The organism is Pseudomonas sp. GW821-FHT02C04 (assembly GCF_059421845.1).
In genome coordinates this window covers 574,022-589,580 of sequence record NZ_JBWKVT010000003.1, presented here as the reverse complement: position 1 = coordinate 589,580, position 15,559 = coordinate 574,022, and the positions used below count along the sequence as shown (strand labels likewise).

The window sequence follows — 15,559 nt, the reverse complement described above, 5'->3', positions numbered from 1 at the left end:
GCATGACCATCAAACAGGAACCGATGCACGCAGGTGAATTCCTGCTGTCCGAAGGCGCCGGCACCATTTCGCGTGAAGCGATCAACGTCGCGGCCGGCCCAGCGTTGTGGCCGGGACAAATCCTCGGGCTGGTGACCGCCTCCGGCGAATTCGCACCGTACAACCCAACGGCAGAGGACGGCACTGAAAACGCCGTCGCCATTCTCTACGGCCCGCTCGGCGAATCCGACGTGGTGCGTCGCGGTCGCGCCGTGGTGCGGTTGGCCGAGGTCAGCGAAGCGCACCTGACCGGCCTGGATCCGGCAGCCGAAAAAGCGCTGGCCACCCACTTCCTGATCGTCCGCTAAAGGCGTTTCCTTCTTTTATATGCATCCCGCCGCGTGCGGGATTTTTCGTTTCTGGAGAGTACCCATGGCCGATATCGCCATTTTTGACGACGAAGCGTTTACCGTTACCTCGCTGACCGCTGCACTCAATGATCAACCGTACCTGCCAGGGCGCATCAGCGCCTTGGGCCTGTTCCGCGAGGAAGGCATTACCACCCTGACCGTGCAGATTGAAAAGGACGGCGACACCCTGGCACTGGTGCCCGCTGGCGAGCGTGGTGGTTCTGGCCTGGTGGTCGCGGCCAGCAAGCGCAACCTGATCCCGTTCAACACCGTGCACCTGCCTGAGCGTTTCACCATCAAGGCCGACGAGATCCAAGGCATCCGTGCCTTTGGCACTCGCACCGAGCTGCAGGCGGTGCAGGACGTGGTCAATGCGCGCCTGGCCAAGGCGCGGCGCCAGTTGGACGCCACGCACGAATTCCAGCGTATGGGCGCACTGAATGGCCAGATTCTCGACGCCGATGGCAAGACCGTCCTGTTGGATCTCTATGATCGCTTCGGTGTGCAGCGCCAAAAGATGTCTATGGGACTTAAGGATCCTAAGACGGAGCTGCGTGTTAAATGTGTCGAGGCCTTGGATATGCAGGAAGACGCACTCGGCGCTGTCACCAGCACGGGCTCGCGCGCTTTTTGTGGTAAGCATTTCTGGAACGAACTCATCGTCCATCCCTCGGTAAAAGAGACCTACCTCAACAGTCAGCAGGCAGCGGCTCTGCGCGGTGATGCCCGGGAAAGCTTCGAGTTCGGCGGCATCATCTGGGAGCGCTACCGTGGGAAGGTGGCCGGCGTGTCGTTCGTGCATGACGACAAGGCACTTCTGATCCCTGAAGGCGTGCCGGATCTGTACATCTCGGTGTTTGCGCCGGCTGACTACATGGAAACGGTCAACACCCAGGGCATTCCGTACTACAGCATGATCGAGCCGCTGCCTTTCAACAAAGGCATGGCCGGTGAGGCGCAGTCCAACCCGCTGCACCTGTGCACCCGACCGCGCGCCCAGATCCTGCTGGAACTCTGACCGTGGGCTTTCGCGATCTGATCGCCGAGGTCGACGCGGTGGTATTCGAAACGCTGGGCGATACGGCGCGGATAGAGGGTCGCGAGGAGCCAGTGTTCGGCATGTTCGCCGCGCCCTGGCTGCAACCCAAGCTCGGCAAGCTCAACACCGGGTTGCGCGAGCCGCGCTTCGAGATCCGCGTCAGTGATTCGCAAGGTCTGGAGCAGGGCATGCTGGTCAGCGTTGACTTGCCTGCCTTGGACGGCGGCGGTGACTACGACCTGATCCAGCTCGAACCGAGCGGCGACGGCCTGGTTGCCCTGATTCTGAGGTTGCGCCCATGAGTGTCGGCAGCTATTTCAAACCCTCGGCCGGGGGCGGGATGATCTCTATCCAGTCCTCGGCCGCTGACTTTCAGGCGTTCCAGGACTTTGCCAAGGTGGTGCCGAAAGCGGCTGCGGCTGCGCATCGGCGTGCGATCAACAAGACGTTGGGTTGGTTGCGCACGCACATCGCCCGAGCGGTCAGCCGGTCAGAGCGTATCGCTGTTGCGGCGGTCCGTCAGCGGTTGCGCAGCTACCCGGTTTCCGGCGGGGCCGCGAGCGGCAAACTGTGGTTCGGTTTGAACGCCATCGAGTCCAGCCGGATCGGTCGGGCGCGGCAAACCGGCAGCGGAGTGTCGGTGGCGGGGCGGCGTTATCAGGGTGCCTTTCTCAAGAAGGTCTACGGCAACAAGCCCGACATCTGGATCCGCACGGCCAGCAAGCATTTCAACGCGGACAACTACCCCGACAGCACGGTGTCACCTGGTCGCGGGCCGAGTTCGGGCTGGGTCGCCGAAAACGGCAGTCGTTTTCCGCTGGCCAAGGCCAAGGTATCGCTGGAGCAAGCCCGGCCGCACTTCGAAAGCTGGGTAAAAAAAGCGGATGAACGCCTGCTGGAGATCCTCAAGCAGGAACTCAACTTTGAGCTGCAGAAATACCTCAAGAGGATCGGCAATGTCTGACGAACCCTTCAGCCTGGACCAGCTTTATCGGGTGGTAGAACAGCATCTGCGCGCTCACCTTCCCGGCGTGCATACAGTCGCGGCCTGGCCGAACGTTGCTGATCGTGTGTTGCTGCCAGCGGTGTTTCTTGAGGTGGCGGAGATCGAGCCGGGTACCGATATCGGCACCGGCGAAACTTCGCTGATCTTCAAGTTTGAGGCTCGCATCATCGTCGACCCCATCAAGCCGCACCATCATCAACAGGCCGTGCAACTAGCGACGCAGTTGGCGGTGCTGCTACGTGCGCAAACCTGGGGGTTAGCAGTTGAACCCGCCGAGTTTGTGCAATCGCTGCAGGACTGGACCCAGCCGCACCTGGATGGATACACCGTGTGGCTGGTGGAGTGGACTCAGCAGGTCTATCTCGGACTTGAGGAGTGGCCGTGGCCAGATGATCTGCCGGGTGAGCTGCATTTGAATGACTACAACGTTGAGGTGACTGTCGGTCCGGAGCAGGGTCCATGAGTTACGCAAGCGCCCAGCATGACCGCATGATCGCGGGGGCGGTAAAGGCTTGCTACGTGGTCGCGGTGGATCTGTCCGCTTCGCCGCCGGTATGTCGCGTCTCGGACGGCAGTGAATGGGTCAGCGCTTGGGTGCGCTGGCACAGCATCGCTGCGGGCAAGGCCAGGCATTGGCGTGCACCGTCTTTGGGTGAACAGGGTAGTTTGATCAGTCCCAGCGGGGAGGTGTCGCAAGGCACGTTTGTCCCGGGCCTGTATGGCAATGCCGGACCGCCGCCAGACAACCGCGACCACGTCGAGGTCTGGCGCTTCGATGATGGCGGCTCGCTGATCTACGACTGGCAGGCCAAGAGCTACAGCATCACTCTGCCGAGCGGTACGGTCAGCATCAAAGTGGCCAGCACGGAAGCGGTTGTAACCGATAGCGCCGTGAGCGTGACCACCGGCAACATCAACCTGAAAGCGGCGGTGATGATCGAAGGTGCGTTGCACGTCACCAAGGGCATCACCAGCGCCGGGTCAATCATCGACGCCACCGGCAACAGCAACCACCACACGCATTAATTCATTCACGACAGCCCGCCCAGTGCGGGCTTTTTCATGCCTGGAGAAACACATGGCCAAGATCGATACGACCTCAACTGAGGTGCAAACGTCCTCGGAACCTGCATTGTCATCCTCTGCTTACTCATCGCCTGAGTTCTTGAAATTCCGCGACAAGCTCTACACGTCGCGACTGTTGATCGTGCCCGGTACTGACCGTTCCTATCCGGTCGACAAGGCGACGGTCGTGGTGCCGGCCTCCGACATCGACGCGGTCAAGTTCCTGAAAGCCAGCGAAGAATACGAGCCGTTCAAGGAGTGACATCGATGATCGGAATGGATCGCCACACCGGCCTACCCATATCCGGCATCGAGCATCTGCGGCAATCCATTGCCGACATCTTGAGCACGCCGCTGGGCAGTCGCCGGCACCGTATGGAATACGGCAGCAAGCTACGGCGGTTTGTCGATTTACCCATCAACGAAGGCTGGAAAAGCGCCGTACAGGCTGAGGTTGCCCGTGCTCTGGGGCGCTGGGAACCGCGTTTGAAGTTGGATCAGGTGCGCGTCATTTCCGTCATTGGCGGGCAAATCAATTTGCAAATCGTCGGGAAGTACCTGGGCGACAGCGTCACGTTGGAGGTGGCCGCATGAGTACCGTAGATCTGTCGTCGCTGCCGGCGCCGACCGTGCTGGAGCCTCTGGACTTCGAAGAGGTTTATCAGGACGGGCTGAGTGTTTTTCGCGGGTACATGGGCGGCAACTGGACGGCCGCGCTGGAAAGCGATCCAGTGGTCAAAGTGCTTGAGGTCGGGGCTTACAACAAGGTCGGCAATCGCGCCCGAGTCAATGATGCCGGCAAGGCACTGCTGCTGGCACACGCTATTCGCGGCGACCTCGATCACTTGGGGGCCAACGTCAATCTGACGCGCCTGGTCATTCAGGCCGCGGATCTGCTGGCGGTGCCTCCGGTGCCCAAGGTCATGGAAGACGACGATCCGTTTCGCGAGCGCATCCAGTTGGCCTATGAGGGCTTGACCACGGCCGGCCCGCGTAACAGCTACATCCTGCATGCTCGCAATGCCTCGGGGCTGGTAGCAGATGCCACGGCCGAAAGCCCGGCGCCCTGTTATGTCACGGTCACGGTGCTGGGGTTGGACGGGGAAGGCGAAGCGCCGCCGGAGCTGCTAGCGACAGTGGCCGCTGCGCTGAATGACGATGACGTGAGGCCGGTTGGTGACCGGGTGACTGTGCAGAGCGCGCAGGTGATTCGCTACGAGATTGACGCCATCTTGCACATGGCCGGCGCCGGCCCCGAAGCGGACGCCAGTTTGGCCGAGGCGAAGAGCCGCTTGGCTGCCTGGATCAATCCACGCAAGCGGCTGGGCGTCGAGGTCGCCCGCTCCGCTGTCGACGCTCAGTTGCACGTTGCTGGCGTTGCCCGGGTTGAGCTGGTCGGGTGGCAGGATCTGGCCCCGTCCAAGGCACAAGCGGCGTTCTGTACGCGGTACAACGTGAGGCTGGCGGGCTGATATGAAAAGTCTACTGCCGCTCAACAGTACGCAACTGGAACGGGCCATGGAGGCCGCGTTCCTCGAAAAGACGATTGTCCCTCTACGCGACCTCTACAACGCTGATACCTGCCCGGTGCATTTACTGCCGCACCTGGCATGGGCGTGGTCGGTGGATCGCTGGGATTACCGGTGGAGCGAAGCTACCAAGCGCGCGGCCATCAAGGCGTCGTACTACATCCACAAACACAAGGGCACCATCGGCGCCTTGCGCCGAGTGGTTGAGCCGCTGGGCTACCTGATCGAGATCGTTGAGTGGTTCCAGACGGTGCCCGAGGGCGTGCCCGGGACCTTCGCGCTGAAGGTTGGCGTTCTCGACACGGGTATCACCGAGGAGATGTATCAGGAACTGGAACGCCTGATTGACGATGCCAAACCCGTCACACGGCAACTGACCGGGCTGGCCATCAGCTTGGAGACCCAGGGGAATCTGGACATTGCCGTGTCCCTTTACGACGGCGACGAAATCGACGTTTACCCACCCGTCATGCGTGACATTGAGGTCACTGGCACCTTTGGCGTGGTCGGGCGCGAACACACCATAGACACCCTGGACGTTTATTATGATTGATGCGAACTCGCAGTTTTTCGCGATCCTCACGAACGTGGGGATGGCCAAGCAGGCGAACGCCGACGCGCTCGGCATTCCCTGGAAACTTACCGAAATGGGCGTGGGGGATGCCAACCCGAACGGGCTGGCAGATCCGCCCAATCCGGTGCCGTCGGCCATTCAAACCAAGCTGCTCAATGAGTGGCGCCGAAAGCCGCTCAACCAACTGAAGATTGACCCGGTCAATCCGGCGGTGATCATCGCCGAGCAGATCATTCCCGCCGATGAGGGCGGTAAGTGGCTCCGCGAAATCGGCCTCTATGACGCGGATGGAGATCTGGTGGCGGTGGCCAACTGCGCACCTAGCTTCAAGCCGCTGCTGTCGCAAGGCTCTGGCCGCACGCAAGTCGTACGCATGAACTTTGTGGTCAGCAACACCGGGAATATCACGCTCAAGATCGATCCGGCGGTGGTGCTGGCGACTCGCGAATACGTCGATGCGAAGATTCTGGACGAACTGAGCAAGCTGGATATCAAGCAGTCAGTTCGTGCGGCGACCACGGCCAATATTGCTCTGTCCGGTTTGCAGATGGTGGATGGCGTTTCGCTGAACGCCGGCGACCGGGTGTTGGTGAAGAATCAGACGGCCGCCAAGGACAATGGCCCGTATGTGGTAGCGGCTGGTGCCTGGGCGCGCGCCAAGGATGCGGACGACAACGCGAAGGTGACGCCGAATCTGACGATGGCGGTTGAGGTTGGCGCGACGCAGGCCGACACGATTTGGCAACTGGTGACAGATGGCGTGATTGTTGTGGGTGCCACGCCGCTGACATTCAAAGACATTACGGACGGTTTTGCCCGTTTGCTTTCGCCAAGCTTCTCCGGCAATCCGACAGCGCCGACACCAGCGCAATTCGACAACAGCAAGTCGATTGCTACAGCCGAATTTGTTAAACGAATGGGTCTTGAGTATTCGGGGTTTACGACGAACAGCACGAACCTGGCCCTTGCGTCTTCACACGTTGGTGGGGTTCACAGTTTCTCCGCTGTTGGTCAACTCACTGCAACGTTGCCGCCGATTGTTGGTGTCGCGCAGGGTGCCACCATTACGGTGGTATGCGCTGGCTCTGGTGGTTTGAGTGTTGCGGCGGCTGTGGGTGATGTGGTGTACACCTCGTCGGGTGTCACGGGGTCGATTCTGATGGCGCTGGGCGATACGGCTGAATTTATCCGATTGCAAGACCAGTGGCGGCTGATCGGCGGGACGGTCGCGTTGCGTTACGCGGCGGTTATGGGGGGGGCGAACTTCCTGACTCCGCCTCAGTTCGACAGCTCGCTAAGGCTCTCTACGACTGAGTTTGTACAGCGGGCGCAGGGAAATCTGCGTTCAGAAACGGCGGTGAATTCATCGACAACCCTGGGTGCGAACGCAATTGGTCAGCTTATTGTCGGACTTGGCGCTACGCCATTCACCACTACGCTGCCCCTCGCGTCTAGCGCTCCAAGTGGGTCGCAGATTCACTTTCTGGCGACAAACCCAGTATCGACTTGGATTGTTCAGCGGCAAGGCGCCGACATTCTCGACAACAACTCAGGCGGAACTTACATCGTTCTCGGGTTGGGCGATTCGGCCGTATTTGAGTCGAACGGGGTTGGTACGTGGAGGCTCGTAGGCGGGAGCGCGGCGCTTCGAAAGTGTGCCGACTTTACCTCGTTGCTGCTCACTGGCGGCCATCAAAAGCTGCCGAGCGGGCTGATTATCCAGTGGGGCGGGGGCGTGACAGGTTCGAATGGTCAAGGCACTTTTACTTTGCCGATCATTTTTCCGAACGCAGTCCTGAAAGCTTTTATCACTGCTTCTGGCACTAACTCCGTGGCTACTCTCGGTGCTGTTACCACGAACTCGGTGGGGGCAAATTGCTATACCGGGAGTACGGGTGCCGGAAAGTCAGAAAACATTCAGTACTTCGCTATTGGCTTTTAAGGGGGGGATGATGTTCAGTTCAAAATCAGCTCGCGGGTTCGTCGATGGAGTAATCAACACTGCTATTCCTGCCGACGCGGTGGAGATATCGGCCGAGCGTCACGCCGAGTTAATGGCGGGTCAGTTGGCCGGAATGGTCATTGAATGGGGGGATGATGGTTTGCCGGTGTTGGTTGCGGCGCAACTGCCAACCGATGAGGAATTAGCCACCGCAGAGCGCGCCTGGCGCGATGCGCAGATTGTCGCTTCTGATGGGGTTGTGGCCCGCCATCGCGACGAAGTTGAAGGCGGCTCTGTGACCACGCTGACTTCTGATCAATACATTGAGCTACAGGCTTATCGTCGAGCGCTGCGCAACTGGCCGGAAGCGGGTGGATTCCCGCTCGCCGAACATCGCCCGGCAGCGCCGCTGTGGCTCTCAACGCTGCCGCAATAAACGCCCCGCACTGACGGGGCGTTTTTCATTCCGTTACGCGTAACACCAACACCCTCACAGCCTCGTTTATGCGGGGCTTTTTCGTTTCTGGAGATTGGACTTTATGAGTTTCTTTCACGGCGTTACGACCACCGAAATCAAGACGGGGGCGCGCACTATTTCGCTGCCGTCGTCTTCGATCATCGGTCTTTGTTCCACCTTCACCCCAGGCATCCTCGGCGGCGGTACGGCCAAGGCGGGCGAGCTGAAGTTGATCACCACCGAGCGCGAAGCCATCGCCGCTTTCGGCCCCGACTCGGCGATCACCAAGGCCTGTCAGGCGATCTATGTCAAAGCCAAAGCGGTGATCGTCGCCATCGGCGTGGCCAAGCTGGAAGACCCCGCTCTGCAGACCTCGGCGATCATCGGCGGCGTCCTGGCCTCGGGGCAGCGCACCGGTTTGCAGGCGCTGCTCGACGGTAAAAGCCTATTCAACGCGCAGCCACGGCTATTGATCGCGCCGGGTCACACCGCGACTCAGGCGGTGGCCACGGCCCTCGATAGCTTGGCGCAGAAACTGCGCGCCATCGGCATCGTCGACGGCCCTGGCACCACCGACGAGGCGGCCATGGCCTACGCCGAGAACTTCGGCAGCCGCAACCTGTTCATGGTCGACCCGGGCGTGCAGTACTGGGACACCGTCACCAGCAAGACCGTCGACGCGCCCGGCTCGGCCTGGGCGGCGGGTCTGTTTGCGTGGACGGATGCCGAGTACGGTTTCTGGGCCTCGCCGTCGAACAAAGAGTTTGCCGGCATCACCGGCACGACCCGCGCGGTCGAGTACCTGGACGGCGACGAGACGTGCCGGGCCAATCTACTCAATAACGCCAATATCGCCACGATCATCCGTGACGACGGTTATCGCCTGTGGGGTAATCGCACGCTGTCGAGCGACCCGAAATGGGCGTTCGTCACCCGCGTGCGCACGCTGTTCATCCTGATGGATGCGGTGCAGGCCGGGCACAAGTGGGCGGTCGATCGCTCGATCACCAAGACCTACGTGACCGATGTCACCAACGGTCTCTATGCGTTCATGGCCGACCTGAAAGCTCAGGGCGCGATCATCAACTTTGAAGTGTTTCCCGACACCGAACTGAACACGGCCAGCCAGATCGCCCAAGGCAAGGTGTATTGGCGTATCCGTTTCACCGACGTGCCGCCGGCGGAAAACCCGAATTTCCTTTTCGAAGTCACCGAACAGTGGATGACCGAAGTGCTTGAAGCAGCCTAAGGGGGCGTAACCAATGATTCCTCAGACTTTGTACAACACCAACCTGTTCGTCGACGGCGTGAACTTCTCCGGCGACGTGCCGAGCCTGACGCTGCCCAAACTGACCACCAAGACCGATGAGTATCGCGGGGGCGGCATGGCCGGCCCCATCGAGATGGATCAGGGGCTTGAGAAAATGGAAGCTTCGTTTGTCACCAAGGGCGTGCGCCGCGAGTCACTGAAGTACTTCGGCCTGGCCGACGGCACGGCGTTCAACGCCACGTTCCGTGGTGCCTTCAAGGGCCACAAGGGCGCGGTAACGGCAGTCGTCGCCACCCTGCGCGGTCGCCTTAAAGAGGTCGATCTGGGTGACTGGAAAGCCGGTGATGCGGCCGAGATCAAACACGCCGTTGCGGTCACGTACTACAAGCTCGAAATCGACGGGCGCCTGATGTACGAAATCGACATGGTCGCCGGCATTCAGGTGATCGACGGTAAAGACCAACTCCTCGAAGTGCGCCAGGCGCTCGGCCTGTAAGGAATAGATTCAGATGACTCAAGCAATCGCTAAAAACCTTCCGGCCTGGCTGTCGCTCAGTGCAGTCGGTGCCGTCGTAACGCTGACCCGCCCAAGCCAAGCCAATAGCATCGACGTCGAGACGTTGAACCTGCGTAACCCGACCGTGCGTGAAGTGCGCGCGGCTGATCGTGCTGCCAGCGGCGATGATGAACAGCGCGAACTGATGCTGTTCGCAGGTCTCGCCGAGGTCGGACTGAAGGATCTGGAAGGCCTCAAGCTGACCGACTATCGCCGCGTGCAGACGGCGTATTCGCACCTGGTACCGAAAACCGATTATTCGCACTCGATGCCGGCGTGGTTGTCGCTGACCACCGACCAGGTGCTGGTAACGCTGTCGTGCCCGAGTGAAATCAGCGGTGTGACCGTCGACAAGCTGGCCTTGCGTTCGCCGACCGTGGGCGATGTGCGTGCAGCCAACCGTGAAGTGGGTGGCGACGATGAGCAGCGCGAGCTGGTGTTGTTTGCGGCGTTGTCCGGCGCATCGGTGACGGACCTGGAGGGGCTGAAGCTGGTGGATTTTAACCGCTTGCAGGCCGGCTATTTTCGCATGGACAACGACGACGGGCTTTAACCCCAGCGTTATCAAGTCGGCGGCGAAACGTCTGGCGGCGGAAACCGGATTTTCCGCCGCCGAGATCCAGTCGATGCCATTCGCGGATATGGTGTGGTGGCTCACGGATTGAGCCGCCACCGGTAGTGCTGGGCACATGAGGGCCATGACATGGCAAACAAACTCGCCCTCGGGCTGGTGATCGGCGGTGCCGTCAGTTCCACGGTCGGCGCCGCGTTCAAGGACGTGACCGGGCGCATCAAGCGCCTCGAGGCAGAAGGCAACAAAGCGCGTGTGCTGCAGCGCACGATTGGCGACACCATCCGCCTGCGCGAAGAGTGGAAAAAGGCTCACGACACCGGCGCGGCCGGCGCGTCCAAATTACTCAACCGTTTGAACTCGAACCTCGACAGCTTGAAAAAGCAGGGGGTCGAGGTCGGCCGGCTGGAAAAAGCCTATCGCTCGATGGGACAGACGGCCAACAAGGCCGAACTCAAAGCCAAGGGTCATCAGCAAATTGATTCTGGCGTAAAGGGCATGAAGGGCGCTGTCGGTGCAGCGGTGGTCGGTGTCGGTGCCATGGCGGTACCGACCAAGGTCAGCGCTGACTTTGGTGCGATTGTACGTGACATCGCGATCAAAGCCGGCATTGCCAACAAGCCGCAAGAGCAGGAGATGTCGCGCAAGATCATCGACACTTCGCGCGATACCGGCATGGCGCGCAACGATGTGGCCGACGTCGTCAATCAGTTGGTCGGCGCCGGTATGGATCTGAGCAAGGCGCTGGAATATGCGCCCGTCGCGGCCAAGTTTGTCGTGGGCCAGGGATCCAGCGGCGTCGACACGGCGAAGATGATCAACGCCCTGGGGCAGAACGCCAAGATCACCGACCCCAAGCAGATGCAGCAGGCGCTGGAGGCGATTGCCTACCAAGGGCAGGCGGGCAGCTTTGAAGCGGCCGACATGGCCAAGTGGTTCCCCGAGCTGCTGGCGAACATGGCCAGCAACGGCATCACCGGCTTGGATGCGGTGACCCAATTGGGTGCCATGTTGCAGGTGCAGATGAAGCAGGCCGGCAGTTCGGACGAAGCGGCCAACAACCTGAAAAACTGGATGGGCAAAATCGGTTCGACCGATACGGTCAAGGCCTACGCAAAAGCCGGGATCGACTACAAGGGGTCGATGCAAACCGGTTTGCAGAACGGCATGTCGACGCTTGAGACCAGCATGGCGCTGGCTCAAAAATACATTCAGGCGACCGATCCCAAGCGCGCGGCGGCCATGGCCGAAGCCACGTCAAAAATCAGCAAGGAAGCCGATCCAGACAAGGCGAAGGCCATGATGGCCTCGCTGGAAGAATCCTTGCGCACGGGCGACCTGTTCGCCGACATGCAGGTCAAGGCCGCACTGTCGGCCTACATGCAGAACAAGGCGTTGTACAGCCAGCTCAAAAACGATTCGCGTGACGCGACTGGGATCCTCGACAAAAACCTCGCCGAGCGGCGTGAGTCGTCATCACAGAAATGGGCGGAGATGGCTCAGTCGATGGACGACGCCATGCGCAGCGTGGGAGATGCGTTGCGGCCGGTCACGGATCTGGTGGCCGACTCGCTGACCAAAGTCACCAAGGGCATCACCTCGCTGTCTGACAGCGCGCCCGGGGTGGTGACGGGCGTTGTCGCGGTCGGCGGTGGCCTGATCGCGCTCAAAGGCTTGTTCAGTTCATTCAAGATCGGCAAAGGCCTGTTCAATCTGGCGCGCGGATCCTTGGGTGGCGGCAAGTCCGGTGAGGTGCAGAAGGTCTTTGTGACCAACGCAAAGGACGGTGGCGGCGATGGCGACGACAAGGAGGCCGAACCCAAGGGGAAGGCCGGCAAGGCGTTGTCGCTGGTAGAAACCGGCCTCAAAGCTGTGGCCTCGTACAAGGGTGTGCCCATCGAAGGCGATGGTGACGACGAGGGCGGCGAGGGTGGAGACAAGAAGGCTGGTAAGTTCAACCTCATTACCACCGGCCTCAAGGTGGTTTCCATAGCCAAGGACGCGGTCTCAGGCGGTGATGGCGATGGCGACGGTGGCGGCGAGTCAGGCGGCAGTGGCGACGAAGTCAAAAAGGTGTTTGTCGTCAATGCCGGCGCCATGGGTGGCGGTGCGGGTGGTGCAGGCGGGCCGGATGAATCACGTCGACGTTCGCGCGGGTCGAGACGCTCCCGCCGCCGTGCGGGTGGTACGCGTCCGCCCGCAGCCCGTCCGCCGGTGCCCGTGCCACGGCCGCCGATTCCGCCAGTGCCACCGGTTCCGGCCGGTGCGATGTCCAAACTGACTGGGGTGGTGCAGGCCGTCGGCAAGGTCGGGAAAGTCGCCAAGGGGATTCCTGGCGGCTCGCTGATGGAAGCCGGTGCGATGGCGTTCGACACTTTCGAGAACGCCCAGACCAAGGACGAGAAAGCCGAGGGTTACGGTGCGGCCGCTGGCAACCTCGCCGGCACAATGGCCGGTGCAGCAGCTGGTGCCGCCATTGGTTCGGTGGTGCCGATTATCGGCACGGCCATCGGCGGCTTGATCGGTGCTTACCTGGGCAGTCAGGGAGGTGCGGCGCTGGGCGGATCGTTGGGTAAGTCGCTGTTTGGTGGCGAGGATGAAAAGCCCGAGGAAATCGCAAAGGCGCCGGTGCCGACCACGCCGCTCATGATGGCGTCAGCGGGCCAGCAAGTACCGGCGCTGGGGGATGTCGCGCGCTCGATGGCTGTGACGGCGCCGCTCAAATCGGCGGCGCTGGCCATTCAACCCAAGGAGCCAGAAAAACCGGTACCGGCCAAGGTAGACCAGCAGTTTCAGTACTCGCTGAACATGCCGGTCACGGTGCAGGGTGATGTCAAAGACCCGCAACAAATGGCGCAGGATCTGATGCCGCACATGCAGCGAATGATGGCGGACGCGGCGAAGAGTAACGCTGCCAAGCTGTACGACGAACCCCATGTCTAAGGAGATTTCATGGCTTACATGGAGCAGATGCAATCAAGCCTGAAGTACTTGGTCGAGGCAGCAGAAACCGGGCGGCGCAGTGCTGATGGCATGTTGACCCCGGTCAACGGCGCGATCCGCGAACTGACCGGCGCCGCGTCCGAGCTGGAGAACATCCCGTTTGTTGGTCCGGCCATCGGCGCCAAACTTCAGCGGGTGATGCGCGGCGTCGACGCGGCTCAGGCCAAGGTCGGTCAGGTGGTGGCGGTGTACGGCCGCGCCACCCGGGCGGCGGCTGAAGTGCAGGATCGGCTTGGCACGTTGAAGGAACAGGCGGGCAAGGCGGCCACGGCGATCAACAACGTCGCCGGCAAGGTCAGTCCTTCGCTGGCCAACATCGTGCCCACCAGTTCCTTTGCCGGGGAGGCCACGCCGGCACCGGAGGCGGTGAAGCCGTTCCCGCACCTGATGATCATTCAGCCGCGCGATCCGAAAATTGAGCCGTATTACTTCAACCTGGACACGGCGGCGTTTGATGAGCTGAGCCGTTCGACCGAATTCCGCTGGGCTTCGCAGGAGCGACTGACGCGCCGGCCGGCGAAGCAGGCCATCGGTATGGGGGATGAAAAATTAACGCTCAAAGGCACGATCTACCCAGGCTTCAAGGGCGGACTGAAGCAGCTCGACACACTGCGTTCCATCGGGGCCAGGCTACAGCCGCTGACCCTGACCACGGGCTATGGCGAGGTGATCGGGACGTGGTGCCTGAAAAACATCAACGAGGAACAGTCCGCGCTGCTGCACGGCGGGATTGCTCGAAAACAGGGCTTCACTTTGGAGTTTGAACGCTATGGCGACGACATGCAGGACGTCTGATGGCGACATGCTCGATGTCATTTGCAACAACGTATATGGGCATCTGAACGGCAGCGTCGAAGCCGTGCTCGATGCCAATCAGGGGCTGGCCGATGAGCCTCAGCCGTACCGCTCTGGCGTGATTATCGTCCTCCCGGATCTGCCGAGTCCGAGCAGTGAAGGCATCAGCTTGTGGGATTGAGCCTGGGCGATGCCGTCGCCGGCGCGGCGCCGCGCTACCCGTAACGACACTTTGTTTTCTGACCCGCCTTGTGCGGGTTTTTTATTGGAAAAAATCCATGACTCCGATGTTTCGAATCGTTGCCGATGGGGCCGACGTCACGGCCAAAATCAATGATCGGCTGTTGTTGCTGCGTACCTCTGACAAGCCGGGCATGGAGTCCGACGAGTTTGAGTTGCGTATCGACGACCGTGACGGGCAAGTGCAATTGCCACGGCGTGGCAGCTCAATCGAGATCTACCTGGGGTATGCCGAAACGACCTTGGCGCGTATGGGCAGCTACACCGTGGACACGGTCGAAGTGTCAGGCCCGCCGGATACCATCGTGATCAAGGGCAAGGCCAGCGACATGCGTGGCAGTGGCAAGACCATCCGCAGCGGAAGCTGGGAAGACGTACCGTTGTCGAAGATCGTGTCTGACGTCGCCGCGCGCAATGGCTGGCAGCCGGTGTGCCCGGTGTCGACCAAGGTCGCCCGGGTCGACCAGCTCAACGAGTCCGACTTTAATTTCATCACCCGGTTGGCCAAGCAATACGACTGCACAGCCAAGGTCGCCGACGGCAAGCTGTTGGTGATGCCACGCCAAGGTGGCCAGACAGCCAGCGGCAAGACGTTTGGCGCAATCACCCTGACTCGACGCGACCTCAGCCGTTGGCAATTTAGCCTCGGTGATCGCAACTCACACAAGGCGGTCGCCACCAAGCACCAGAACAAAAAGGACGGCAAGCTGGCGGTGGTCACCATCGACAACGATGACGCTCCGGATGGGCTGCCGGCAGTGCATACCGACCGCCATATCTACCCAGACAAGGGCGCTGCTGAAGCGGCGGCCAAGGCCCGTCTGTCAGCGTTCAACCGCTCGACCGCCGATGTGCGGCTTGAGATGCCAGGCCGAACGGACATCTTCGCCGAACGTCCCATCATCGCTCAGGGGTTCAAGGTCGGGCTTGATGGCGAATACCTGGCGGATTCGGTCGAGCAGGTGTTCACCCAGTCCGGCTGGTCCACCACGGTCGAATGCAATGCCGGCAAAGCTGGTAAATCCAAGGGCAAGAAAAAGAAAGGAGCGAAACCACCCCTCAAGGTGGTGAACATCGAGAAGCAGTAGCCGCATCCCATCGCCGCCCGAGTGCGGTTTTTTTA

The 15,559-nt window shown here is 61.0% G+C and carries 19 protein-coding genes and 1 pseudogene; all 20 read left to right on the top strand.

Annotated features, from left to right (window positions below; all coding sequences use genetic code 11):
• Window positions 1-2: 2 nt before the first annotated feature.
• The 20 genes and pseudogenes from AC07VV_RS14855 to AC07VV_RS14760 all read left to right on the top strand — a co-directional run bounded on the left by AC07VV_RS14855 (window position 3) and on the right by AC07VV_RS14760 (window position 15,524).
• Entirely contained in the window at window positions 3-347 is a 345-nt protein-coding gene (locus AC07VV_RS14855) for a head decoration protein (protein WP_495036641.1), read from the top strand.
• A gap of 64 nt (window positions 348-411) precedes the next feature.
• The gene (locus AC07VV_RS14850; protein ID WP_495036640.1) at window positions 412-1,407 is read left to right on the top strand and encodes a major capsid protein; all 996 of its coding nucleotides are present in this window, start codon (window positions 412-414) and stop codon (window positions 1,405-1,407) included.
• A gap of 2 nt (window positions 1,408-1,409) precedes the next feature.
• Window positions 1,410-1,730, top strand: coding sequence for a head-tail joining protein (locus tag AC07VV_RS14845; RefSeq protein WP_401387305.1), 321 nt, complete (start codon window positions 1,410-1,412; stop codon window positions 1,728-1,730).
• Window positions 1,727-2,392 carry a hypothetical protein gene (locus AC07VV_RS14840; protein WP_495036639.1) on the top strand — a complete coding sequence of 222 codons (666 nt, stop codon included), beginning with the start codon at window positions 1,727-1,729 and terminating at the stop codon, window positions 2,390-2,392. Before AC07VV_RS14845 ends, AC07VV_RS14840 begins: the two co-directional genes overlap by 4 nt.
• A complete protein-coding gene (locus tag AC07VV_RS14835) occupies window positions 2,385-2,897 on the top strand; it encodes a hypothetical protein (RefSeq protein ID WP_495036638.1) in 513 nt (170 codons plus the stop codon). Before AC07VV_RS14840 ends, AC07VV_RS14835 begins: the two co-directional genes overlap by 8 nt.
• On the top strand, window positions 2,894-3,460 hold the full coding sequence (locus tag AC07VV_RS14830; protein WP_495036637.1) for a phage baseplate assembly protein V: 567 nt from the start codon (window positions 2,894-2,896) through the stop codon (window positions 3,458-3,460). Before AC07VV_RS14835 ends, AC07VV_RS14830 begins: the two co-directional genes overlap by 4 nt.
• A gap of 52 nt (window positions 3,461-3,512) precedes the next feature.
• Window positions 3,513-3,761 (top strand): hypothetical protein, encoded by a 249-nt coding sequence (locus tag AC07VV_RS14825; RefSeq protein WP_495036636.1) that lies wholly within the window; start codon window positions 3,513-3,515, stop codon window positions 3,759-3,761.
• A gap of 5 nt (window positions 3,762-3,766) precedes the next feature.
• Complete coding sequence (locus AC07VV_RS14820; protein ID WP_122505839.1) at window positions 3,767-4,093, top strand: GPW/gp25 family protein; 327 nt, start codon at window positions 3,767-3,769, stop codon at window positions 4,091-4,093.
• Window positions 4,090-4,971 (top strand): baseplate assembly protein, encoded by an 882-nt coding sequence (locus tag AC07VV_RS14815; protein WP_495036635.1) that lies wholly within the window; start codon window positions 4,090-4,092, stop codon window positions 4,969-4,971. The genes AC07VV_RS14820 and AC07VV_RS14815 overlap by 4 nt, the downstream gene beginning before the upstream one ends.
• Window position 4,972: 1 nt before the next feature.
• Window positions 4,973-5,581: a phage tail protein I gene (locus AC07VV_RS14810; RefSeq protein ID WP_495036634.1), complete on the top strand. Its 609-nt coding sequence runs from the start codon at window positions 4,973-4,975 to the stop codon at window positions 5,579-5,581.
• Window positions 5,574-7,544 (top strand): phage tail protein, encoded by a 1,971-nt coding sequence (locus AC07VV_RS14805; RefSeq protein WP_495036633.1) that lies wholly within the window; start codon window positions 5,574-5,576, stop codon window positions 7,542-7,544. The genes AC07VV_RS14810 and AC07VV_RS14805 overlap by 8 nt, the downstream gene beginning before the upstream one ends.
• 10 nt (window positions 7,545-7,554) lie before the next feature.
• The gene (locus AC07VV_RS14800) at window positions 7,555-7,980 is read left to right on the top strand and encodes a phage tail assembly chaperone (protein ID WP_495036632.1); all 426 of its coding nucleotides are present in this window, start codon (window positions 7,555-7,557) and stop codon (window positions 7,978-7,980) included.
• Between the two features lie 103 nt (window positions 7,981-8,083).
• Complete coding sequence (locus AC07VV_RS14795; protein WP_495036631.1) at window positions 8,084-9,250, top strand: phage tail sheath subtilisin-like domain-containing protein; 1,167 nt, start codon at window positions 8,084-8,086, stop codon at window positions 9,248-9,250.
• A 13-nt stretch (window positions 9,251-9,263) separates the two neighbouring features.
• Window positions 9,264-9,767 (top strand): phage major tail tube protein, encoded by a 504-nt coding sequence (locus AC07VV_RS14790; protein ID WP_142579941.1) that lies wholly within the window; start codon window positions 9,264-9,266, stop codon window positions 9,765-9,767.
• A 13-nt stretch (window positions 9,768-9,780) separates the two neighbouring features.
• Window positions 9,781-10,071, top strand: a pseudogene (locus AC07VV_RS14785) (phage tail assembly protein); the annotation flags it as partial.
• A 24-nt stretch (window positions 10,072-10,095) separates the two neighbouring features.
• On the top strand, window positions 10,096-10,380 hold the full coding sequence (locus AC07VV_RS14780) for a phage tail assembly protein (RefSeq protein ID WP_495036744.1): 285 nt from the start codon (window positions 10,096-10,098) through the stop codon (window positions 10,378-10,380).
• 150 nt (window positions 10,381-10,530) lie between these two features.
• On the top strand, window positions 10,531-13,341 hold the full coding sequence (locus AC07VV_RS14775) for a phage tail tape measure protein (protein WP_495036630.1): 2,811 nt from the start codon (window positions 10,531-10,533) through the stop codon (window positions 13,339-13,341).
• 9 nt (window positions 13,342-13,350) lie between these two features.
• The gene (locus tag AC07VV_RS14770; protein WP_064596195.1) at window positions 13,351-14,196 is read left to right on the top strand and encodes a phage tail protein; all 846 of its coding nucleotides are present in this window, start codon (window positions 13,351-13,353) and stop codon (window positions 14,194-14,196) included.
• Window positions 14,171-14,377, top strand: coding sequence for a tail protein X (locus AC07VV_RS14765; protein ID WP_495036629.1), 207 nt, complete (start codon window positions 14,171-14,173; stop codon window positions 14,375-14,377). Before AC07VV_RS14770 ends, AC07VV_RS14765 begins: the two co-directional genes overlap by 26 nt.
• Before the next feature lie 97 nt (window positions 14,378-14,474).
• Window positions 14,475-15,524: a phage late control D family protein gene (locus AC07VV_RS14760; RefSeq protein WP_495036628.1), complete on the top strand. Its 1,050-nt coding sequence runs from the start codon at window positions 14,475-14,477 to the stop codon at window positions 15,522-15,524.
• Window positions 15,525-15,559 lie beyond the last annotated feature (35 nt).

Coding starts and splice junctions, on each gene's coding strand:
- AC07VV_RS14760 (WP_495036628.1), top strand. CDS start 14,475: ATGACTCCGATGTTTCGAATCGTTGCCGATGGGGCCGACGTCACGGCC.
- AC07VV_RS14765 (WP_495036629.1), top strand. CDS start 14,171: ATGGCGACGACATGCAGGACGTCTGATGGCGACATGCTCGATGTCATT.
- AC07VV_RS14855 (WP_495036641.1), top strand. CDS start 3: ATGACCATCAAACAGGAACCGATGCACGCAGGTGAATTCCTGCTGTCC.
- AC07VV_RS14790 (WP_142579941.1), top strand. CDS start 9,264: ATGATTCCTCAGACTTTGTACAACACCAACCTGTTCGTCGACGGCGTG.
- AC07VV_RS14805 (WP_495036633.1), top strand. CDS start 5,574: ATGATTGATGCGAACTCGCAGTTTTTCGCGATCCTCACGAACGTGGGG.
- AC07VV_RS14850 (WP_495036640.1), top strand. CDS start 412: ATGGCCGATATCGCCATTTTTGACGACGAAGCGTTTACCGTTACCTCG.
- AC07VV_RS14810 (WP_495036634.1), top strand. CDS start 4,973: ATGAAAAGTCTACTGCCGCTCAACAGTACGCAACTGGAACGGGCCATG.
- AC07VV_RS14835 (WP_495036638.1), top strand. CDS start 2,385: ATGTCTGACGAACCCTTCAGCCTGGACCAGCTTTATCGGGTGGTAGAA.
- AC07VV_RS14770 (WP_064596195.1), top strand. CDS start 13,351: ATGGCTTACATGGAGCAGATGCAATCAAGCCTGAAGTACTTGGTCGAG.
- AC07VV_RS14815 (WP_495036635.1), top strand. CDS start 4,090: ATGAGTACCGTAGATCTGTCGTCGCTGCCGGCGCCGACCGTGCTGGAG.
- AC07VV_RS14825 (WP_495036636.1), top strand. CDS start 3,513: ATGGCCAAGATCGATACGACCTCAACTGAGGTGCAAACGTCCTCGGAA.
- AC07VV_RS14840 (WP_495036639.1), top strand. CDS start 1,727: ATGAGTGTCGGCAGCTATTTCAAACCCTCGGCCGGGGGCGGGATGATC.
- AC07VV_RS14795 (WP_495036631.1), top strand. CDS start 8,084: ATGAGTTTCTTTCACGGCGTTACGACCACCGAAATCAAGACGGGGGCG.
- AC07VV_RS14820 (WP_122505839.1), top strand. CDS start 3,767: ATGATCGGAATGGATCGCCACACCGGCCTACCCATATCCGGCATCGAG.
- AC07VV_RS14830 (WP_495036637.1), top strand. CDS start 2,894: ATGAGTTACGCAAGCGCCCAGCATGACCGCATGATCGCGGGGGCGGTA.
- AC07VV_RS14780 (WP_495036744.1), top strand. CDS start 10,096: ATGCCGGCGTGGTTGTCGCTGACCACCGACCAGGTGCTGGTAACGCTG.
- AC07VV_RS14775 (WP_495036630.1), top strand. CDS start 10,531: ATGGCAAACAAACTCGCCCTCGGGCTGGTGATCGGCGGTGCCGTCAGT.
- AC07VV_RS14800 (WP_495036632.1), top strand. CDS start 7,555: ATGTTCAGTTCAAAATCAGCTCGCGGGTTCGTCGATGGAGTAATCAAC.